The organism is Streptomyces sp. NPDC032126 (assembly GCF_055580085.1).
Genome location: NZ_JBVIMA010000004.1, coordinates 198,911 through 219,491 on the forward strand (window position 1 = coordinate 198,911; position 20,581 = coordinate 219,491).

Consider the following 20,581-nt stretch of genomic DNA (forward strand, 5'->3'; position numbering starts at 1 on the left):
GGTCACATGCTGAACGCGCACGCAATGTAAGTGACCGATAAAGCCGAGCGGAAGACCTCGTCCGAATATCGATCTTGGGACGGTCGGGGGCGGCGGAAGCGGTTGCTACTCCTGAGGCCGCTTCAGCCTCGCCACGAACTTGTAGCGGTCGCCCCGGTAGACCGACCGCACCCACTCCACCGGCCGGCCCTCCTTGTCCAGGGAGTGACGGGAGAGCATCAGCATCGGCAGGCCGACGTCGGTGCCGAGCAGGCCCGCCTCGCGCGGGGTGGCCAGCGAGGTCTCGATGGTCTCCTCGGCCTCGGCGAGGTGGATGTCGTAGACCTCGGCGAGCGCGGTGTAGAGGGACGTGTACTTGGCGAGGCTGCGCCGCAGCGCGGGGAAGCGCTTGGCGCTCAGATGGGTCGTCTCGATCGCCATCGGCTCGCCGTTGGCCATACGCAGCCGCTCGATGCGCAGCACGCGGCCGCCGGCGGTGATGTCGAGGAGGCCGGCGAGCCGGTCGTCGGCGGTGATGTAGCCGATGTCCAGCAGCTGCGAGGTCGGTTCGAGTCCCTGGGCGCGCATGTCCTCGGTGTACGAGGTGAGTTGCAGCGCCTGGGAGACCTTCGGCTTGGCGACGAAGGTGCCCTTGCCCTGGATGCGTTCCAGCCGGCCCTCGACCACGAGCTCCTGGAGGGCCTGGCGGACGGTGGTGCGCGAGGTGTCGAACTCGGCGGCGAGGGTGCGCTCGGGCGGGACCGGGGTGCCGGGAGCCTGGGTCTCCGTCATGTCGAGCAGATGTTTCTTCAGGCGGTAGTACTTGGGCACGCGCGCGGTACGGACGGCCGCCCCGCCCTCGCTCTCCGCACTGCTGACGTCGGTGCTCATGCTCCGCCTTCCCGGTTTCCCGCACGACTTCCCGCGCGATCGAGTGATCCCCTCTGTATACCGTCGGGGACCTTCTTGGTCTAGTCCACAACGTCCAAGTGGTCTACCTGAAGTGTCCCGCACCCGACCGCTGTTTTCGACGGGTTCTTATCTAAAGGTTCCTGCATATGTAGGTCCCATAACGGCTGGTCGGAGCCCTCTCGCGGACCCTTGACAGCCCTATTGGTCTGAGCCAAACTCCGGGCACTGGTCTACACCATTGGTCCAGGTCCCGGCCCCACGGGCGGTACGGCGTCAACGTTCACCGCAGGGGAGCCAGGGGGGTTTTGGCATCCCTGAGGAGGGTGGCGTGAAGCGCAAGCTGATAGCCGCGATCGGTATCGCGGGCATGATGGTCTCCATCGCGGCGTGCGGGGACAGCGACGACAAGGGCGGCGACGCGAAGGGCGGCGACGCCAAGGAGCTGACCGTCTGGCTCACCGTCGACGCGCAGAACAACTGGCCCGAGCTGGTCAAGGCCGCCGACGACGCGGTCACCAAGCAGCACCCCGGCATCACCATCAAGCACGAGTACTACGGCTGGCCGGACAAGAACACCAAGCTCGACGCCGTCCTCGCCACCGACAAGGCGCCCGACGTGGTCGAGATGGGCAACACCGAGATGCTCGGCTACATGGTCAAGGGCGCCTTCGCCCCGCTCGACGCGACGAAGTTCGACAACTCCGCCGCCTGGCTGGACGGCCTCAAGGCCTCGGTGACCTACGACGGCAAGACCTACGGCGTGCCGTACTACGCGGGCGGCCGCGTCGCCAACTGGCGCAAGGACCTCTTCGCGGCCGCCGGCCAGAAGACCGCCCCGAAGACCTACGCCGAGCTGACCGCCGCGCTGGACAAGGTCCAGAAGAAGCAGGGCGACAAGTTCTCCGCCTGGTACCAGCCCTCCCGCGACTGGTACGCCGCCATGTCCTTCGTCTACGACGCCGGCGGCTCCATCGCCAAGGAGGAGGGCGGCCAGTGGAAGGCCAACCTCTCCTCCGCCGAGTCCCTCAAGGGCCTCACCGAGTTCAAGAACGTCGTCGACAAGTACATGCACGGCGACAAGACCAAGGACGAGTCCGACCGCTACATCGTCTACGGCCAGGGCAACTCCGGCATGATCTTCGCCCCCGCCTGGGAGGGCGCGACCGCCGCCGACCCGAAGAACGACAAGACCGGCAAGCTCAAGGGCAACGTCGAGAACTTCGTGATGCCCGGCCCGTCCGGCAAGAACCTCCCGGTCTTCCTCGGCGGCTCCGACCTCGCCGTCCCGGTCAAGTCCGACGCGCAGGCCGTCGCCGCCGAGTGGATCAACGCCTTCACCGGCGCCTCCGGCCAGAAGGGCCTGATCGCCAAGGGCAACCTGCCCAACAACAAGACCGACCTCGCGACCCTGAAGAACGACCCCGCGACGGCGGTCCCGGCCACCGCGGCCGAGCTCAACTGGTTCGTCCCGATGGCGCCCGGCTGGGGCCAGGTCGAGAAGGCCCAGATCCTGCAGACCATGCTGCAGAACATCGGCACCGGCAAGAAGTCGGTCGAGGACGCCGCGAAGGAAGCCGACGCCGCGATCGACAAGGTCATCAACAACAAGTGACCTGAGCGCAGGGCCCGTCGACCCGGGGGGTTTCGGCGGCGGGCCCTGCGTCCCGTGCGTGTTCCGCCGCACGGGACCGAAGCCTTCGTACGACCTGAGGGACCGCTGAGGAGCGCGCGATGAGTGCCGCAGACACGACCACCCCTGCCAAGGTGCCGCCGCCGCGGCAGGCGCCGCCACCGACAGCGGCGGGCAAGCCCGGCAGACCGCGCGCCAAGGGCGCTGCCGGCACCCCGTGGCTGCTGCTCGCGCCCACGCTGCTGATCCTCGCCCTGGTGATGGGCTATCCGCTGGTCCGCCTGGTCACCCTGTCCTTCCAGAAGTTCGGCCAGTCCCAGCTGTGGGGCTTCCAGCCGGCCGAGTCGGCGGGCGTGGAGAACTTCACCAAGGTGCTCGGCGACGACGAGTTCTGGCAGGTCGTCGTCCGCACCGTCGTCTTCGCCGCCGGCTGCGTGATCTTCACGATGGTCCTCGGCATGCTGATCGCACTGCTGCTCCAGCGGGTCTCCGGCTGGGTGAAGACCCTGGTCAACATCGCGCTGGTGGCCAGCTGGGGCATGCCCGTCATCGTCGCCACCACCGTCTTCAAATGGCTGTTCGACTCCGACTACGGCATCCTCAACGCCCTGCTGAGCAAGCTGCCCGGCGTGGAACTGATCGGCCACAACTGGTTCGCGAGCGGACCGCAGGGCCTCGCCGTGATCATGCTGCTGGTGGTCTGGGGCGCCGTGCCCTTCGTCGTGATCACCCTGAGCGCCGGCCTCACCCAGGTCCCCAAGGAGCTGGAGGAGGCCGCCCGGCTCGACGGCGCCGGCGCCTGGGGGGTCTTCCGGTTCGTCACCCTGCCCATCCTCAAGCCGATCGTCGTGATGCTCACGACGCTCTCGGTCATCTGGGACATGGGCGTCTTCCCCCAGGTCTTCGTCATGCGCAACGGCCACCCGGAGGCCGAGTTCCAGATCCTGACGACGTACTCCTACGACCGCGCCTTCGTCGTCAACGACTACGGGCAGGGCTCGGCGATCGCCCTGATCACCGTGGCGCTGCTGCTCGCCGTGGTCGCCGTCTACATGCGTCAGATGCTGAAGATCGGAGAGGTCGAATGAGCACCCTCGCGCCCCGCAGGAGCTCCCGCCTCGGGTGGAACCTCCTCGGCCTCCTCGTCTTCGCGATCGCCGGCTTCCCCGTGTACTGGATGCTCAACACCGCGTTCAAGCCGGCGAAGGACGCCATCGACCCCGATCCGAGCCTGTTCCCCACCGGCCTGACGCTGTCCAACTTCCGCCGCGCGCTGGACATCGCCGACTTCTGGGGACCGGTCGGCCGCAGCCTCGTCGTCTCCCTGGCGGTCGTGGCCATCGGCGTCGTCGTCGGCATGCTCGCCGCGCTCGCCATCTCCCGGTTCGCCTTCCGGGGCCGCAAGATCGTGATCGTGGGCATCCTGGCCGTCCAGATGGTCCCGCTCGTCGCCATGATCATCCCGGTCTTCCTGCTCCTGAACGACCTGGACCAGTACGACAAGCTCACCGGCCTGATCCTCACCTATCTGACCTTCATCCTCCCGTTCACCGTGTGGACCCTGCGCGGCTTCATCGTCAACATCCCGAAGGAACTGGAGGAGGCGGCCATGGTCGACGGCTGCTCCCGCACGGGTGCCTTCATCCGCGTGGTCTTCCCCCTCCTCGCCCCCGGCATGGTCGCCACCTCGGTCTACGGCTTCATCCAGGCCTGGAACGAGTACCTCTACGCGCTGATGCTGATGAGCCAGCAGAACCAGACCGCGACCGTCTGGCTCGGCAACTTCACCACCAAGCACGGCACCGAGTACGCCCCGATGATGGCCGGCGCCACCATGATGGCCGTCCCGATCGTCGTCCTCTTCCTCCTCGTCCAGCGCAAGATGGCCGCGGGTCTGACCGCGGGCGCCGTGAAGGGATAACGCCACCCGATGACGACATTCGCCAGCGGCACCGACACGCTCACCCGCGACGCGCTGACGGTCCTCCAGCCCGGCTTCCCCGGCACCACCGCCCCCGACTGGCTGCTGCGCCGGCTCGGCGAGGGCCTCGCCTCCGTCGGCCTGTTCGGCCGCAACATCGCCTCGCCCGAGCAACTGGCCGCGCTCACCGCCCAGTTGCGCGCCGAGCGGGACGACGTGCTGGTCGCGATCGACGAGGAGGGCGGTGATGTGACCCGCCTGGAGGTCCGCACCGGCTCCTCCTTCCCCGGCAACCACGCGCTCGGCGCCGTCGACGACGTGGACCTGACCCGTCAGGTCGCGCACGAACTGGGCCGCCGCCTCGCCGAGTGCGGGGTCAACTTCAACTGGGCCCCGTCCGCGGACGTGAACTCCAACCCCGAGAACCCGGTGATCGGGGTCCGCTCCTTCGGCGCCGACCCCGAACGGGTCGCCCGCCACACCGCCGCCTACGTCACCGGCCTCCAGTCGGCGGGCGTGGCCGCCTGCACCAAGCACTTCCCGGGCCACGGCGACACCGCCGTCGACTCCCACCACGCGCTGCCGCGCATCGACGCCGACGCGACGGTGCTGTCCGAGCGGGACCTGCTCCCCTTCCGGGCGGCGATCAGCGCCGGCACGCGGGCGGTGATGAGCGCCCACATCCTCGTCCCCGCCCTGGACCCCGACCGCCCGGCAACGTTGTCCCACCGGGTCCTGACCGAGCTGCTGCGCGGCGAACTCGGCTACGACGGCCTGATCGTCACCGACGGCATGGAGATGCGGGCCATCGCCGCGACCTACGGCATCGAACGCGGCAGCGTCCTCGCGATCGCGGCGGGCGCGGACGCGATCTGCGTGGGCGGCGGCCTCGCCGACGACGAGACGGTACGACGCCTGCGCGACGCCCTCGTCGCGGCGGTCCGCTCGGGCGACCTCCCGGAGTCCCGTCTGTCCGACGCGGCGGAACGCGTCCGCGCACTGGCCCGCTGGACGGCGTCCCCCGCAGCGCGGATTCCTGCGCAGGAGGCCCAGGTGAGCTCGGGCGGGGTGGGTGGCGTGCGCGCCGACGTCGGGCTCGTCGCCGCCCGGCGGGCCCTGCGCGTCACCGGCGGGGACGTCTTCAGCCCTCTCACCGAGGCGCCCTACGTCGCCACCTTCGCCCCGGTCGCCAATATCGCCGTCGGGGACGAGACCCCCTGGGGGGTGGCGGCCCACCTGGTCCGCTCGCTGCCCGGCACGGAGACCGGCAGCTTCGCCGGCGAGGACGCCGGACACGCGGCGATCGTGGCCGCGGGGGAGCGGCGGATCGTCGCCGTCCTTCGCGACGAACACCGGCACCCCTGGATGACCACGGCCCTCGACACCCTCCTGACCGCCCGCCCCGACACGATCGTGGTCGAGATGGGCGTCCCCCAGGCCCCGCCGCGCGGCGCCCTCCACATCGCCACCCACGGCGCGTCCCGCGTCTCCGGCCTGGCCGCGGCGGAGGTCATCGCGGGCCACTGACCCCTACGACAGGACGAAGGCGCCGGCTCCCCGCGAGGGGCTCGGCGCCTTCACCTGCCGCGGCCTGCGAGCGGTGTAGGAGCCCGGTGCGTGCCGGGCGTAGGTCAGGCGCATTAGGTCAGGCGCATTTCGGGCCGGGGCGAGGCGCGTGCCGGACGGCGCTGGGCCTGCGCCAGGCGCATGCCACACGCGTGCCGGGTGTGGCTCAAGGCCGGTAGTGATCGCTGATCGTGGGCGAGTTGCCGTGCAGGGTCCCGGACTTGTACGAGGAGCGCTCCAGGTGCGCCCGCGTCCGCCGCTCCTGTTCCATGCGCAGCCCGTCGGCGTTGGTCGTCGCGCCGTTGCCCCGGCGCAGCAGGACCACGATCAGCACCAGCGCCACACTCACCAGCAGCCCCAGCACCAGACCCAGCTCGAACACGCCCGAACCCCCGTCCCCGTCACCGACACACCTCGACCACAGGGTAGGCGCCGCCGCTCGGCCGGGCCAGGGCCCGCGACGCCGGCAGGACCCGCCCGAAGGAGAGGCCCTAGATTCCCTGCCACTCCGGCTTGTTGGCGTAGGTGTGCCGGAAGTAGTCCGCCAGCTTCAGCTTGGACGCGGCGGCCTCGTCGACGACCACCGTGGCGTGCGGGTGCAGCTGGAGCGCCGAGGCCGGGCACACCGCCGCCACCGGGCCCTCGACGGTCGCGGCGACCGCGTCCGCCTTGCCCTCGCCCGTCGCGAGCAGCACCAGATGGCGGGCCTCCAGGATGGTGCCGATGCCCTGGGTGATCACGTGGTGCGGGACCTGCTCGATGTCGCCGTCGAAGAAGCGCGCGTTGTCCACCCGGGTCTGCTCGGTCAGCGTCTTGATCCGGGTGCGCGAGGCGAGCGAGGAGCACGGCTCGTTGAACCCGATGTGCCCGTCGGTGCCGATCCCCAGCAGCTGGAGGTCGACGCCGCCCGCTGCGGCCAGCGCCCGGTCGTACGCCTCGCAGGCGCCCTGGACGTCCTCCGCCGTGCCGTCGGGCCCCATGAACTGCTCCATGCCGATGCCCAGCGGCTCCAGCACCTCGCGCCGCAGCACCGAGCGGTAGGACTCCGGGTGCTCGGCGGGCAGCCCCACATACTCGTCGAGCTGGGCGATCCGCGCCCGCGAGGCGTCCACGGACCCGGCCCGCACCTTCGCCGTCAGCGCCTCGTAGATGGGCAGCGGGGTCGAGCCGGTGGCCACACCGAGCAGGGCGTCGGGCTTGCGCCGCAGGAGCCGCGCCATGGCCTCGGCGATCAGCTCGCCACCCGCCGCGGCGTCCGGAACGATGACAACTTCCACGCTGGGCCTGCCGTTCTGAAGGGCTATGTGGTTTAGACCAATCTAGCAGAGGCGGCCTGCGCGGGGCCGGGCTCGTGTGTTACATCGGGTGAAGAGACGGGAAACGCCTCACACCCTCGTAACCCCCTCGCCGGCCGCCCCCTCCGTGGCCGTCCGCCCGGCGGTCACGTCAGCGAACCCCCCGTCGCGTCCAGCCAGTGCCCCGTCACCCAGCGGCCGTCCTCCGACACCAGGAAGGCCACCGCGTCGGCGATGTCGGCCGGGGTGCCCACTTTGCCCAGGGCCGAGAACGCGGCCGCGCCCTGCCAGGCCTCCTCGCTCGCCCGCAGCCAGTCGGCGTTCACATCGGTGTCGACGATGCCGGGCGCGACGGAGTTCACCGTGATCCCTCGCGGCCCCAGCACCTTGGACAGATCCCGGGTGAAGACGTCGAGCGCGCCCTTGGTCATCGCGTAGGCCATGATCTGCGGCATCGCGGCGGCACGGGCGAGGCCGGACGATATGTTCACCACCCGCCCGCCGTCCCGCAGCCGCCCGGCTGCGAGCCGGGTGATGAAGTGCGGCGCCCGCACGTTCACCGCGAAGAGGCGGTCGAACTCCTCCTCGGTGATCTCCTCGAAGGAACGCGAGGTGCCGATCCCCGCGTTGTTCACCAGGATGTCCAGGCCCTCGAGCCCTCGCTCGGCCGCGTGCCGGTCGAAGCCGGCCCACAGTCGCTCCGCGTCCCCCGGCACGCCCAGCTCCACCCCGAGGGCGAACGCCGAGCCGCCCTCCGCCTCGATCGCGGCCACCGTCTCCTTCGCCGCCGCCTCGTCGCTGCCGTAGTGCACCGCGACGGTCGCCCCGTCGCGCGCCAGCCGCTCGGCGATGCCGCGGCCGATCCCCCTGCTCGCCCCCGTGACGAGCGCCGTCCTGCCCGTGAGCACACCCTCGCGCACACCCATGCCAAGCCCCTCCGCAATTCCCTAGCGGTCGCTACAAAAAAACCGTACACCCGCCCGCCGACATTTCTCTAGTCCCCGCTATAAAATGCACTCCATGGTGCGCAGCGAGGACACGAAGCCCCAGGTCAGGCCCCGTGGCCGACCCCGCTCCTTCGATCGGGCGACCGCCCTGGAGAAGGCGGTGATGGCCTTCTGGGAGCACGGGTACGAGGCGACCTCCGTCTCCGACCTCACCCGGATCATGGGCATCGGCGCCCCCAGCCTCTACGCCGCCTTCGGCGACAAGCGCTCCCTCTTCGACGAGGTCCTGCGCGTCTACGGCGGGACGTACGGCGCCTTCTCGGCGCGCGCCCTGGAGGAGGAGCCCACCGCACGGGACGCCGTGGCGCGGCTGCTGCGCGAGGCCGCGACCGCGTTCACCGCCCCCGGCCACCCGCACGGGTGCCTGGTGATCCACGCCGCCACCAACTGCACGACCCCGGAGGTCGAGGAGGTCCTGCGCCGGCAGCGCAACGCGAACATCGCCGCCATCGAGAGCCGGATCCGCGCGGACCTCGCCGCGGGTGCGCTGCCGGTGGACGCCGACGCCGGCGGGCTCGCCCGTCATGCCGCCGCCGTCTTCCAGGGCATGTCGCAACAGGCCCGGGACGGGGCGAGCCGGGAGGAACTGGCGGCGGTCGCCGAAATTGCCCTGTCCATCTGGCCCCGCGCGGGAACCCCCACGCGTTAGGCTGCGTTGTGCATATCAGGTCGCCGGGCTGTCCGGTCGGCCCGGCTTCTGAGCGACACCAAACAGCACCATCCCACGCATGGACACGCCGAGTGGTCTAGTCCACAATGCGTAGGCAAGGAAAGTCCCGCGCAGACGCGGGAGATCAGCGGACTTCCGTCTTCCCCGCACAGGAAGGCGGACCGAGGATCCGGAGCTCTCTGCCCTGACTGCCCCGGTTCCTCACCTTCGGCCGACCGGGACCGCACACCCCGCGGCCGATATTGCTCCGGGCTGCGGTGCCGGGAGGGTTGAGGGTCCCTCTCAGGCGCCGCGGCCCGCGGGTGTTTCCGGGGCCGTAAGCGCCCGCGCCGTCGTCGGCTTGCCGCGGCCGTAAAGCCCGCGCCGTCGTCGGCTTCCACCCGCCGTCCGAGCCCGGCCCGCCCGTCCGTCGTGTTTAGGCCACGCACAGACCCACAGGTACGCTCGCAGACGTGCCCTCCATGAACGAACTCGTACGCCAGCACACAGCCCTCGACGACTCCGACCTCGAGTGGCTCCACCTGCTGGTCTCGGAGTGGCAGCTGCTCTCCGACCTCTCCTTCGCCGACCTGGTCCTGTGGGTCCCCACGAGCGACGGCACCCGGTACGTCTCGGTCGCCCAGATGCGCCCCAACACCGGCCCCACCTCCTACCAGGACGACATGGTCGGTCACCTCGTCCCGCGCGGCCGCCGCCCCCTCCTCGACGCCGCCCTCGACGAGGGCCGGATCGTGCGCGAGGGCGACCCGGAGTGGCGCGAGGAGGTCCCCGTGCGGGTCGAGTCCATCCCCGTGCGGCGCGAGGGCCGCGTCCTCGGTGTCATCGCCCGCAACACCAATCTGCTCACCGTGCGCACCCCGAGCCGGCTGGAGCTGACCTACCTGCAGAGCGCCTCCGACCTCGCACAGATGATCGCGGCCGGCTCCTTCCCGTTCGCCGGCCAGCAGACGGACATGGACGCCGCCCCGCGCGTCGGCGACGGCCTGATCCGCGTCGACGGCGACGGCATCGTCCAGTACGCCTCCCCGAACGCCCTCTCCGCCTACCACCGCCTGGGCCTCGCCTCCGACCTGGTCGGCCACCACCTCGGCCAGACCACCGCCGAACTCGCCCCCACCCGGGGCCCGGTGGACGAGGCGCTCGCCAAGGTCGCCAGCGGCTGGGCGCCCCGCGAGTTCGAGATCGAGGCGAACGACGGCGTCATCCAGGTCCGTACCATCCCGCTGAAGCCCAAGGGCACCCGCATCGGTTCGCTGGTCCTGCTCCGGGACGTCACCGAACTGCGGCGCCGCGAGCGCGAGTTGATCACCAAGGACGCCACCATCCGGGAGATCCACCACCGGGTGAAGAACAACCTCCAGACGGTCGCCGCCCTGCTGCGGCTCCAGGCCCGCCGCATCGAGTCCGAGCGCGGCCGGGAGGCCCTGGAGGAGGCGGTCCGCCGCGTGGGCTCCATCGCGATCGTGCACGAGACGCTCTCGCAGAACCTGGACGAGCGCGTGGAGTTCGACGAGATCGCCGACCGTGTGCTGGCCATGGTCGCCGAGATCTCGCCGGGCAAGGTGACCGGCCGCCGCACCGGACGCTTCGGCATCCTCGACGCGGAGGTCGCCACCCCGCTGTCGATGGTTCTCACCGAGATCCTGCAGAACGCCCTGGAGCACGGCTTCCGTCAGGGCGAAACCGGCACGGTCGAGGTCTCGGCGGTCCGCGGCGGTACGACGAAGGAGGCCCGGTTGCTCGTCACCGTCCAGGACGACGGCGTGGGCCTGCCCGAGGGATTCGACCCGCACACCTCGGGAAACCTGGGCCTGCAGATCGTACGGACGCTGGTGGAGGGGGAGTTGGGGGGTTCCTTCGACATGGTTCCGGCGCCGGAGCGCGGCACGCAGGTGATCCTCGACATCCCGGTGCGGGCGCAGAAGTAGGGGCCTGCCCCGCCGGGGAAAGCAAAGAGCCCCGGACCATACGGTCCAGGGCTAGTGCTCCCTGCTGCTGTTACTCAGCGCATCGGGGGTACTGCGCGCTGCGGCTCGGGGGCGGGAGATGCGTACTCGCTGTACGCGCCGCCAAGCTCAGGCTGTTGCGGGGCGGGTGGGTCAGGCGGAGGCCTGACGGGCCCGGTTGCGGGCGGCGCGGCGCTTCATGGCGCGGCGCTCGTCCTCGCTGAGACCACCCCAGACGCCGGAGTCCTGGCCGGACTCGAGCGCCCACTGCAGACACTGATCCATGACGGGGCAGCGACGGCAGACGGCCTTGGCTTCCTCGATCTGCAGCAGCGCAGGACCGGTGTTGCCGATGGGGAAGAAGAGCTCGGGGTCTTCCTCGCGGCAAACGGCGTTGTGACGCCAGTCCATGGCTGCTACCTCTCCTTGGTATTACGTGCAGGTTGCTTGTGAATGTGAACGCTTTCACGAATCCCTCAACAAGTGAAGGGCCGACCGCCAGGTTCCCTGGCGAGGTCCTGTGAGTTGAAGAGGGGTTCCGGTGATCAGTGGAGGCCGGTGTTGCGGGCCGTCCCGATCGCCACGTAGAGACTCGCAAACCTCAGCGGCGGATACAACCCCTTCTGGAAAGTTTTTTTTGATTCCTCGGTGTCGACTAGGTCACAGCCGTACTTCCATGGGGTGGATGCTGGCCTAAACGTTCGAGTGAAAGGACTTTGGCCTCTTCTGCTCACACAATCACACGCAGTGCACGGTGTACGCCTGTGAACGTCACGCTGGTGCGCAGTCCGAGGTGGTCTCCGTCCATCTGGAGGGGCAGGGGCACCTTCGAATGCAAGGTGAACCCCTCCAGGTCATGGAGTGAGACCGCATGCTTGCCATGGGGGCCCCGCTCGGGGGACGAAGTGAGCAACTGGGTGCCATACCGGGCAACCGCGGCGGTGGACAGGCGGCGCAGACCGAATACGTCGAGGCCGGTATCGAACGAGGCCTTAGGCGACGCGTACACCGGACGATTGCCCAGATAGGTCCACGGAGCCGTGTTGCAGATTATGGACAGCACCAAATCGGTCACCGGCTCGGCGTCCGGTCGCTCCAGGGTGATCGTCCCGTGCCGGCGGTGCGACTCGCCGAGCAGCTGGCGGACGGCCTGGCGGACGTAGAGAGCGTGTGTGGATTTCTTGCCGCGCTCGCGGTGCTGCTCCACCCGCCCGACGACCCCCGCGTCGAAACCGAGCCCGGCGTTGAAGGTGAACCAGCGGTCCGGTACGGCCTCGTCCTCCGTGCCGGGTGTGCCGGAGACCAGCCCGAGCCCGACGGTGCGCTCGCCGCCCTCGCGCAGGGCGTCGAGGAGGGCGCCGGTGGCCTCGACGGGGTCGTTGGGCAGACCGAGGGCGCGGGCGAAGACATTGGTGGAGCCGCCGGGGACGACCGCGAGACCGGGCAGGTGATCGGGGTCCGGTCCGTCGTGGAGCAGCCCGTTGACGACCTCGTTGACCGTCCCGTCGCCGCCGAGCGCGACCACCAGGTCGATGTCGTCGCTCTGCGCGGCCTGCCGCCCCAGATCCCGTGCGTGCCCGCGGTACTGCGTGGTCACCGCCTCCAGCTTCATCTCGCTGGCCAAGGCGTGGATCAGGACGTCGCGCGTCCGTGCACTCGTAGTGGTTGCTGCCGGGTTGACCACAAGAAGTGCACGCATGGATGGCAGCGTACCTACTGGGTGGTACCGGGCACACCCGAGGTAGGGATCGGGTAAGAGATCAGGGGCGTGACCCTGGACACGGGGCGCCCGGCGGGGCTCCCGGGGCGCCCCGAGCGCCCCCGCCCTCGGCGGCTACCCTTCAGGTGTGAGTGCTGAGCAGAATCACGACGCCCCCGAAACCCCCGCGGCGGACGCCGTACGTCCCCGGCGGCTGACGTACGCCGCCGCCCTCGCCGGGCTGGAAGGGCTGGCGCTGGCCGTGGGCGGCGTGGTGGTCCTGACACTCGGGATCGCCGGGGACCCCGACGACCGGCAGCAGGCGGTCACCCTGGGGGTGACGCTCGTCGTGCTGGCGCTGCTGCCGCTGCTGGCCGCGCGCGGGCTGCTGGCCCGGCGGAGCTGGAGCCGCGGGCCCGCCGTGATCACGCAGATCATGGCCCTGCCCATCGCCTACAGCCTGCTCCAGGCCGACAGCCTCGCCATCCCCGCGGGGATCGTCCTCGCCGTCGTCTCCATCACCGCGCTCGTGCTGCTCGTCAACGGTGAGACGACCCGGGCCCTCGGCATCCGGGGACCCGGCAGGGCACAGGACCAGTAGGAACCTTCCGCCCGGCCGGGAGGTCCCGCGCCGCTACTCCTCCACCAGCAGCTTCTCCCGCAGCTGGGCGAGCGTGCGGGCCAGCAGGCGCGACACGTGCATCTGGGAGATGCCGACCTCCTGCGCGATCTGCGACTGGGTCATGTTGCCGAAGAAGCGCAACAGCAGGATCCGCTTCTCCCGGGGCGGGAGGTCCTCCAGGAGCGGCTTGAGCGACTCCCGGTACTCCACCCCCTCCAGCGCCTCGTCCTCGGCGCCCAGCGTGTCCGCGACCGCCGGCGACTCGTCGTCGGTGTCGGGGACGTCCAGGGACAGCGTGGAGTAGGCGTTGGCGGACTCGAGGCCCTCCAGGACCTCCTCCTCCGAGATCGCGAGCTTCTCGGCGAGCTCATGGACCGTGGGGGAGCGGCCGTGCTGCTGGGACAGCTCCGCCGTCGCCGTGGTCAGCGACAGCCGCAGCTCCTGGAGCCGCCGCGGGACGCGGACCGCCCAGCCCTTGTCGCGGAAGTGGCGCTTGATCTCGCCGACGACCGTCGGGGTGGCGTACGTCGAGAACTCCACGCCGCGGTCGGGGTCGAAACGGTCCACCGACTTGATCAGACCGATGGTGGCGACCTGGGTGAGGTCGTCCAGCGGCTCGCCGCGGTTGCGGAAGCGGCGCGCGAGGTGCTCGACGAGCGGCAGGTGCATCCGGACCAGCTGGTTGCGCAGTTCCGCGTACTCCGGGCTGCCCTCCTTCAGCGTGCGCAGCTCGACGAACAGCGCGCGCGCCCCGCTGCGATCCTGAGGCTCGTGCTGCGTGCCCGGCACGCTCTGTTCGTCGTCTCGCTCGTGCTCGCTCATCGTCCCGCCCGTCGCCCTCTGTCGAGCCGTCGCCCCCGTCCGGCCGGGGGTGACCCCGTCGCGCCGTGCCCGGGGCGCGCCCTGTACGGCACCCTGCCGTGTCCGCTGCCCGTCGTCGTCCAGGTAGCCCTCCTGTGCGGAGGTGTCCTCCGGATGCGGCCGGGCCTGCTCGGGGATGCCGTCGATGCCGTCCGCCATGCGCCGGGAACCACCCGGAGAGACCTCGTCCCCTGCGGCCGGCAGCTCCCGTGTGCCGCGCTCTTCGTCCCGCACCGGACCGTCCCCGTCCCTCACGCCGGACCGGGTCCGGCGCCGCGTTGCTTGTAGAGGCTGATCGAAACGGTCTTGTCCTTGTCGACGGCGGACGAGACCTTGCCCGCGAGGGCCGACAGCACGGTCCAGGCGAAGGTGTCGCGCGAGGGCGCGTGGCCGTCGGTGGTCGGGGCCGAGACGGTGACCTCAAGGGAGTCGTCCACCAGCCGGAACACACAGCTGAGCACAGAGCCGGGCACGGCCTGCTGGAGCAGGATCGCGCAGGCCTCGTCCACCGCGATGCGCAGGTCCTCGATCTCGTCCAGGGTGAAGTCCAAACGGGCCGCGAGGCCGGCCGTGGCCGTCCGCAGCACCGACAGGTAGGCACCCGCCGCCGGCAGCCGGACTTCCACGAAGTCCTGGTTCGCCGCGGGCTCGCCTGCGATCTGGGACACCCTCACCTCCATGGTGGTACAAGCTGTTCGGGGCCGAGGGGTCGCCCCCCGGGGTAACGCGATGTGTGGTACCGCGGTGACGCTATCGCGCTCTGAACTTTCCTGTCCCGGGACCCCAACCCCCTGGCGTCACTCACAGTAAAGCTGTGGACACGCTCCGTGTCTAGGGGGTTTGCGGGCCCAAATGGGAAGAGCGCGCGCCGGGTTGACGTACCCAGACGTCAGACGGTCGAACCGTACCCGGTGGTGCCGGTTCCGCTCGTTCCGTAGCCTCCCGTCAAGGCTTACACGAGGACATGGTCCACGAAGCACCAGCGCCAGGCCTCGCCCGGCTCGAAGGTCCGCATCACCGGGTGCCCGGTGTCGTCGTGGTGCTCCGAGGCGTGCCGGCCGGGCGAGGAGTCGCAGCAGCCGACGTGGCCGCACGTCAGACAGATCCGCAGCTGTACCGGATGGGTACCGCTGCGCTGGCACTCCGGGCAGGTCTCGCTGAGCGCCTGCGGTTCCGGGTGAGGCAGCGCGTCGGCGTGCGTGCACTGTTTCATGATTGCCAGATTACGACGGCTGTGCGGACGACCGCGCGGAAAAACGAGGGCGGGCGAGACATGGACGTGATGCCACTGTTGCTGCTGGTGGCGGGGAGCGCGGCGATCGCCGCCGGCGCCCGGCGCACCCCGGTGCCGGCACCCCTGCTGCTGGTCGCGGTCGGGCTCGCCGTGTCGTACGTGCCGGGAGTGCCCGACTACACCCTCGACCCCGACGTCGTCCTGCCGCTCGTCCTGCCCCCGCTGCTGTACAAGGAGGGCACCGACAGCTCCTACCTCGACCTGCGCGCGCAACTGCGGCCGGTGGCGCTGCTGTCGGTGGGGTACGTGCTCTTCGCGACCGTCGTCGTCGGCTGGGTCGCCTATCTCGTCGTACCGGGGCTGCCGCTGACCGCGGCGCTGGTGCTGGGCGCGGTGGTCGCGCCGACGGACGCGGTCGCGGCGGCGGCCATCGCGCGCCGGGTCGGGCTGCCGTCCCGGATCACCACGATCCTTCAGGGCGAGTCCCTGCTGAACGACGCGACGGCGATCACCGCCTACCGGGTGGCCGTGGCGGCCGCGATCGGCGAGGGGGTGTCCTGGGCGGAGGGCGTCGGCGAGTTCCTGCTGGCGGCGGTCGGCGGGGTCCTGGTCGGACTGGTGCTGATGGTGCCGATCCACTGGCTGCGCACGCATCTGAAGGAGGTGCTGCTGCAGAACACGCTCTCCCTGCTGATCCCCTTCGTCGCGTACGCGGCCGCCGAGCAGGTGCACGCCTCCGGCGTCCTCGCCGTGGTCGTGGTCGCCGTCTACCTCGGCCATCGCGCGTGGGAGGTCGACTTCGCCACCCGGCTCCAGGAGGACGCGGTATGGCGGATGGTCGCCTTCCTGCTGGAGAGCGCGGTGTTCGCGCTCATCGGGCTGCAGCTGCAGTTCGTACTCAAGGGCCTCGGGGAGTACGAGGGCCTGGACGCCGTCTGGTACGCGGTCGCCGTCTTCCTCGTGGTCGTCGCCGCGCGGTTCGTGTGGGTGTATCCCGCGATCTTCCTGCCGCGTCTGTCGGCACGCGTGCGTGAACGCGAGAAGGCCCCCACCTGGCGGGGGCCCGCCGTGGTCTCCTGGGCCGCGATGCGCGGGGTGGTCTCCCTTGCCATCGCCTTCTCGATCCCGCTCACCCTGCACGACAGCGACGAACCCTTTCCGCAGCGCAACCTCATCCTCTTCCTGACCTTCACGACGGTCATCGGCACCCTGGTCGTGCAGGGCCTCACGCTCGCCCCGCTGATCCGCCTGGTGAGGTTCCCGAGGCCCGACGCGCAGGCCGAGACCCTCGCCGAGGCCAACGCCCAGGCCCAGGCATCCCGGGCCGCCGAGCGGCGCCTCGACGAACTCCTCACCGATGAGCGCAACGTCCTGCCGGGGCCGCTCGCCGACCGGCTGCGCACGGTCATGGAGCGGCGCCGCGACTCCGTCTGGGAGCGGCTCGGGCAGACCAACCCCATCACCGGAGAGTCCGTCGACGACACCTACCGCAGGCTGTCCCGGGAGATGATCAGCGCCGAGCGGGAGGTCTTCGTGCGGCTGCGTGACGGCCGGTACATCGACGACGAGATGCTGCGCACGCTGCTGCGCAGGCTGGACCTGGAGGAGGCGGCGGCGTACCGGGAGGCCACGTAGTCCCGCGGTGCCGTCGGGCGTGGTCGGCGGTCAGGGAGCGAAGGGCCGGCCGGTGATCACGGCCGCGAGGCGCGTCCCGCGCGGGAAGGCGCCTTCGGCGGCGAGGGCGACCAGACCGTAGAGCATTTTGGCGACATACAGCCGCTCGACGGGCAGCCCGTGCCGCTGCTCGAAGTCCTCCGCGAAGGCGTCGAGTTCGGGCGCCACGCGCGCGTACCCGCCGAAGTGGAAGCGGTCGTCCAGGGTCCATGTGCCCTGCCGTCCGCCGAAGGCCCGCTTCTGGAGGGCCTCTATGTCCGCGGCCAGGAAGCCGCCCTTGAGGACGGGTATGCCGAGCGCTCGCTGGTCCGGCGCCAGGCCCGCCGCCAGGCCGGCGAGGGTGCCGCCGGTCCCGCAGGCCAGCGCGATCACGTCGGCCCGGCCGCGCAGTTCCTCCCCGAGCGCCGTACAGCCGCGTACGGCCGCGGCGTTGCTGCCGCCCTCGGGGACGACGTACGCGTCCTCGGCGCCGGTCGCGCGCAGCACGCGGGCGAGGGTGTCCGGGTCCGCCTTGTGGCGATACGTCGATCTGTCGACGAAGCGCAGTTCCATGCCGTCGGCCGCGCACCGGGCGAGGGAGGGATTCAGTGGGCGTTCGGCGAGTTCCTGGCCGCGCACCACGCCGACCGTGCGCAGGCCGAGCAGCCGGCCCGCGGCGGCGGTGGCGCGCAGATGGTTGGAGTAGGCGCCGCCGAAGGTGAGCACCATCCGGCCCGCCGCCGCGTCGAGGTTGGGCGCGAGTTTGCGCCACTTGTTGCCGATCAGCTCGGGGTGGATCAGGTCATCCCGCTTGAGCAGGAGACGGACGCCGTACCGCGCGAAGCGCTCGTCCGCCGCCTCCTGGAGCGGAGACGGCAGACGGGGGGCGAGACTCTCGGCGCTGGTCACCCCGCCATTGTCCGGCGACGTCACACAGGTCGCGCGCCCGGCCGGTCGGTGCAGCCACTCTGGCCGCGCGTCCGGCCGGTCGGTGGAGCCACCCCGGTCGCGCGTCCGGCCTGTCCGTGGAGCCGCCCCGGGCCCCATCGCGCGTCCGGCCGGTCGGTGGACTCGCCCCGAGCCCGGTCGCGCGTCCGCCCCGGCCGGTTGAGCTGTCCCGGCCCCCGCGCGCGTCGGCCGGTCAGTTGAGGCGGGCCCGGATCCGGTCGCGCAGGGACGTCATCGTGAAGCCTCGTGGGTCCACCTTGCCCGGCTGCCACTCCAGGTGGCCGATGACCGACCGTTCCGACCAGCCGTGGTGCCGGCAGATCGCCGCCGCGGCCCGTTCGATCGCCTCCAGCTGGGCCTCCGGCCAGGGGTCCTTGCCGTCGCCGAGGTTCTCGCACTCGAAGCCGTAGAAGTGGCGGTTGCCGTCGGTGTTGGCCTCGTTGTCGTGCGGCAGCGCCTCCTCGGCGATCACCGCCCGCAGCACGTCGTCGTCGCCGGCGCCCGCGTGGTTGGCGCGGCCGTAGCCCACGAGGTGGACGGTGCCGTCCTTGGTGATCACGCCGTGGCAGAGCGGACCGGGCAGGTCGTCGTGCCCCGTGCGGCAGAGCGCCACCGTGTGCTCGGCGCCCTTGGTCACCGTGTGATGGATCATCACGCCGTGCACGGGCCCCCACGGGCCCTTGTGATTGCGATGGTGATGACGCCAGTCGCCGACCTCGACGACGGTCAGGCCCTCTTGCCTGAGCTGGTGCAGGAAGCCGTCCGCGGACATGGGAGTGGCCATGCTGTCTCCTGAGCGCCCGTTCGCGCTGTGCCCCGACGACGGACGCCGGTCGCGGCCGTCTCGTACCGCTGCTTGTACCGAAAAGGGACGGATCGGGGCTAGATCGTTCGTATTGCGTGCGAGCGAATCCGGACAAGTCGTATATTCCGGCCGAATGATGGGGTGTTCATCACGGAGCGGTCCACGGAATCCCCCCGCGTGCCCAGTCGTCCGATGATCCAATCCCGCTCTTTCGTGTAATAGCACCGGCACACTGAGTGATGGAAGGCTTTGCCGTGAGATTCGATGCCCGGCGCACCATGGCGCCGGTGCACGTATGTGGAAGGGCTTTCCCTCATGTCGGTAGGCGAAGAGATCCGCACAGAGCAGAACCGGCCGCAGCAGAGCCTCGGCACCGATGCCGCGCGGAATCTGGCCACCACCACCAAATCCGTTCCGCAGATGCAGGAGATCAGCTCGCGCTGGCTGCTGCGCACCCTGCCCTGGGTCGACGTCCAGGGCGGCACCTACCGGGTGAACCGTCGACTGACGTACGCCGTCGGAGACGGCCGCATCACCTTCGTGAAGACCGGCGACCGCGTCGAGGTCATCCCCGCCGAGCTGGGCGAGCTGCCCGCACTGCGCGGCTACGAGGACGGGGAGGTGCTCGCCGAGCTGGCCCAGCGCTGCCGGCAGCGGGAGTTCGCGCCGGGCGAGCTCATCACCTCCTTCGGCAGCCAGACCGAGGAGGTCTACCTGCTGGCGCACGGCAGGGTCGAGAAGGTCGGCACCGGACCCTACGGCGACGACCAGGTCCTCGGCGTCCTCGCCGACGGCGCCTACTTCGGCGACCAGGCGCTCCTCGACGCCGACGCCATCTGGGAGTACACCGCGCGCGCGGACACCGCCACCACCGTGCTGATCCTGGCCCGCCAGGACGTCGAACAGGTCGCGGAGCGCGCCGACTCCCTGCGCGAGCACCTCCAGGCCCTGCGGGCGATCCCCGAGCAGCGCACCAACCGCTACGGCGAGAAGGAGGTCGACCTCGCCGCGGGCCACTCCGGCGAGCCCGACATCCCGCACACCTTCGTGGACTACGAGGCCCGGCCCCGCGAGTACGAACTGAGCATCGCCCAGACCGTCCTGCGCATCCACTCGCGCGTGGCCGACCTCTACAACCAGCCGATGAACCAGACCGAGCAGCAGTTGCGGCTCACGGTCGAGGCGCTCAAGGAGCGCCAGGAGCACGAGCTGGTCAACAACCGCGACTTCGGCCTGCTGCACAACTGCGAGTACGACCAGCGCCTCCAGCCGCACGACGGCGTGCCCAGCCCCGACGACATGGACGAGCTGCTCAGCAGGCGGCGCGGCACCAAGCTGTTCCTCGCCCACCCGCGTGCGATCGCCGCGTTCGGGCGCGAGCTGAACAAGCGCGGACTGGTGCCGGAGACCATCGACGTGGGCGGCAACCGCATCCCCACCTGGCGCGGCGTGCCGATCTACCCGTGCAACAAGATCCCGGTGACCGAGGCCCGTACCAGCTCGATCATCGCGATGCGTGTCGGCGAGAAGGACCAGGGCGTCATCGGCCTGCGCCAGTCCGGCATCCCCGACGAGATCGAGCCGAGCCTGTCGGTGCGGTTCATGGGCATCAATGAACAGGCCATCATCAAGTACCTGGTCACGGCCTACTACTCGGCAGCGGTGCTGGTCCCGGACGCGCTCGGCGTCCTGGAGAACGTCGAGATCGGCCGCTGGCGGTGACCTCCCCGTCCCGCACGCCGTGTTCCCGCCCTCCGGGGCGGGTACACCCGGGGCGTACGCGCCCCGTGCCGGCGGACGCGTCGCCGTCCGCGCACCCCATGAGGGTGACCA

20 protein-coding genes are annotated in these 20,581 nt (G+C 70.6%); 9 read left to right on the top strand and 11 right to left on the bottom strand.

The window, feature by feature from the left end:
* Positions 1-105 precede the first annotated feature (105 nt).
* Positions 106-870, bottom strand: coding sequence for a GntR family transcriptional regulator (locus tag ACZ5NW_RS17270; protein ID WP_468744665.1), 765 nt, complete (start codon positions 868-870; stop codon positions 106-108).
* Between the two features lie 349 nt (positions 871-1,219).
* Here ACZ5NW_RS17270 and ACZ5NW_RS17275 point away from each other — a divergent pair, with 349 nt between their 5' ends.
* The 4 genes from ACZ5NW_RS17275 to ACZ5NW_RS17290 all read left to right on the top strand — a co-directional run bounded on the left by ACZ5NW_RS17275 (position 1,220) and on the right by ACZ5NW_RS17290 (position 5,969).
* Entirely contained in the window at positions 1,220-2,503 is a 1,284-nt protein-coding gene (locus ACZ5NW_RS17275; protein ID WP_468744666.1) for an extracellular solute-binding protein, read from the top strand.
* A 119-nt stretch (positions 2,504-2,622) separates the two neighbouring features.
* A complete protein-coding gene (locus ACZ5NW_RS17280; protein ID WP_468744667.1) occupies positions 2,623-3,609 on the top strand; it encodes a carbohydrate ABC transporter permease in 987 nt (328 codons plus the stop codon).
* Positions 3,606-4,442: a carbohydrate ABC transporter permease gene (locus tag ACZ5NW_RS17285; RefSeq protein WP_468744668.1), complete on the top strand. Its 837-nt coding sequence runs from the start codon at positions 3,606-3,608 to the stop codon at positions 4,440-4,442. Before ACZ5NW_RS17280 ends, ACZ5NW_RS17285 begins: the two co-directional genes overlap by 4 nt.
* Before the next feature lie 9 nt (positions 4,443-4,451).
* Positions 4,452-5,969: a glycoside hydrolase family 3 protein gene (locus tag ACZ5NW_RS17290; RefSeq protein WP_468744669.1), complete on the top strand. Its 1,518-nt coding sequence runs from the start codon at positions 4,452-4,454 to the stop codon at positions 5,967-5,969.
* A gap of 205 nt (positions 5,970-6,174) precedes the next feature.
* On the opposite strand, the gene ACZ5NW_RS17295 is transcribed toward ACZ5NW_RS17290, so the two are convergent.
* The 3 genes from ACZ5NW_RS17295 to ACZ5NW_RS17305 all read right to left on the bottom strand — a co-directional run bounded on the left by ACZ5NW_RS17295 (position 6,175) and on the right by ACZ5NW_RS17305 (position 8,229).
* Positions 6,175-6,390, bottom strand: a complete 216-nt coding sequence (locus ACZ5NW_RS17295) for a hypothetical protein (RefSeq protein ID WP_468744670.1) — start codon at positions 6,388-6,390, stop codon at positions 6,175-6,177.
* 109 nt (positions 6,391-6,499) lie between these two features.
* Complete coding sequence (gene nagB, locus ACZ5NW_RS17300) at positions 6,500-7,285, bottom strand: glucosamine-6-phosphate deaminase (RefSeq protein WP_468744671.1); 786 nt, start codon at positions 7,283-7,285, stop codon at positions 6,500-6,502.
* 164 nt (positions 7,286-7,449) lie between these two features.
* Entirely contained in the window at positions 7,450-8,229 is a 780-nt protein-coding gene (locus tag ACZ5NW_RS17305; protein WP_468744672.1) for an SDR family oxidoreductase, read from the bottom strand.
* A 94-nt stretch (positions 8,230-8,323) separates the two neighbouring features.
* Between ACZ5NW_RS17305 and ACZ5NW_RS17310 the strand changes: the two genes are divergently transcribed.
* Together ACZ5NW_RS17310 and ACZ5NW_RS17315 are read left to right on the top strand one after the other, a co-directional pair.
* Entirely contained in the window at positions 8,324-8,959 is a 636-nt protein-coding gene (locus tag ACZ5NW_RS17310) for a TetR/AcrR family transcriptional regulator (protein ID WP_468744673.1), read from the top strand.
* A gap of 482 nt (positions 8,960-9,441) precedes the next feature.
* A complete protein-coding gene (locus tag ACZ5NW_RS17315) occupies positions 9,442-10,908 on the top strand; it encodes a sensor histidine kinase (protein ID WP_468745092.1) in 1,467 nt (488 codons plus the stop codon).
* Between the two features lie 171 nt (positions 10,909-11,079).
* Here ACZ5NW_RS17315 and ACZ5NW_RS17320 read toward each other — a convergent pair whose 3' ends face one another.
* Both ACZ5NW_RS17320 and ACZ5NW_RS17325 read right to left on the bottom strand, forming a co-directional pair.
* Positions 11,080-11,337 (bottom strand): WhiB family transcriptional regulator, encoded by a 258-nt coding sequence (locus ACZ5NW_RS17320; RefSeq protein WP_006142322.1) that lies wholly within the window; start codon positions 11,335-11,337, stop codon positions 11,080-11,082.
* 319 nt (positions 11,338-11,656) lie between these two features.
* The gene (locus ACZ5NW_RS17325; RefSeq protein ID WP_468744674.1) at positions 11,657-12,625 is read right to left on the bottom strand and encodes a diacylglycerol/lipid kinase family protein; all 969 of its coding nucleotides are present in this window, start codon (positions 12,623-12,625) and stop codon (positions 11,657-11,659) included.
* Between the two features lie 148 nt (positions 12,626-12,773).
* Here ACZ5NW_RS17325 and ACZ5NW_RS17330 point away from each other — a divergent pair, with 148 nt between their 5' ends.
* Positions 12,774-13,226: a hypothetical protein gene (locus ACZ5NW_RS17330; RefSeq protein ID WP_468744675.1), complete on the top strand. Its 453-nt coding sequence runs from the start codon at positions 12,774-12,776 to the stop codon at positions 13,224-13,226.
* A gap of 33 nt (positions 13,227-13,259) precedes the next feature.
* Here ACZ5NW_RS17330 and ACZ5NW_RS17335 read toward each other — a convergent pair whose 3' ends face one another.
* The 3 genes from ACZ5NW_RS17335 to ACZ5NW_RS17345 form a co-directional block, all read right to left on the bottom strand.
* Positions 13,260-14,363 carry an RNA polymerase sigma factor SigF gene (locus ACZ5NW_RS17335; RefSeq protein WP_468744676.1) on the bottom strand — a complete coding sequence of 368 codons (1,104 nt, stop codon included), beginning with the start codon at positions 14,361-14,363 and terminating at the stop codon, positions 13,260-13,262.
* Positions 14,360-14,776 (bottom strand): ATP-binding protein, encoded by a 417-nt coding sequence (locus ACZ5NW_RS17340; protein ID WP_225823325.1) that lies wholly within the window; start codon positions 14,774-14,776, stop codon positions 14,360-14,362. Before ACZ5NW_RS17340 ends, ACZ5NW_RS17335 begins: the two co-directional genes overlap by 4 nt.
* 284 nt (positions 14,777-15,060) lie before the next feature.
* Positions 15,061-15,321, bottom strand: a complete 261-nt coding sequence (locus ACZ5NW_RS17345; protein ID WP_468744677.1) for a UBP-type zinc finger domain-containing protein — start codon at positions 15,319-15,321, stop codon at positions 15,061-15,063.
* A gap of 60 nt (positions 15,322-15,381) precedes the next feature.
* Here ACZ5NW_RS17345 and ACZ5NW_RS17350 point away from each other — a divergent pair, with 60 nt between their 5' ends.
* A complete protein-coding gene (locus ACZ5NW_RS17350) occupies positions 15,382-16,977 on the top strand; it encodes a Na+/H+ antiporter (protein ID WP_468744678.1) in 1,596 nt (531 codons plus the stop codon).
* 30 nt (positions 16,978-17,007) lie between these two features.
* Here ACZ5NW_RS17350 and ACZ5NW_RS17355 read toward each other — a convergent pair whose 3' ends face one another.
* Together ACZ5NW_RS17355 and ACZ5NW_RS17360 are read right to left on the bottom strand one after the other, a co-directional pair.
* Positions 17,008-17,928, bottom strand: a complete 921-nt coding sequence (locus ACZ5NW_RS17355) for a 1-aminocyclopropane-1-carboxylate deaminase/D-cysteine desulfhydrase (protein WP_468744679.1) — start codon at positions 17,926-17,928, stop codon at positions 17,008-17,010.
* Between the two features lie 208 nt (positions 17,929-18,136).
* The gene (locus tag ACZ5NW_RS17360) at positions 18,137-18,727 is read right to left on the bottom strand and encodes an N-acetylmuramoyl-L-alanine amidase (RefSeq protein WP_468744680.1); all 591 of its coding nucleotides are present in this window, start codon (positions 18,725-18,727) and stop codon (positions 18,137-18,139) included.
* Between the two features lie 336 nt (positions 18,728-19,063).
* On the opposite strand from ACZ5NW_RS17360, the gene ACZ5NW_RS17365 reads away from it, so the two are divergent.
* A complete protein-coding gene (locus ACZ5NW_RS17365) occupies positions 19,064-20,470 on the top strand; it encodes a family 2B encapsulin nanocompartment shell protein (RefSeq protein WP_468744681.1) in 1,407 nt (468 codons plus the stop codon).
* The last annotated feature ends 111 nt before the right edge of the window (positions 20,471-20,581 follow it).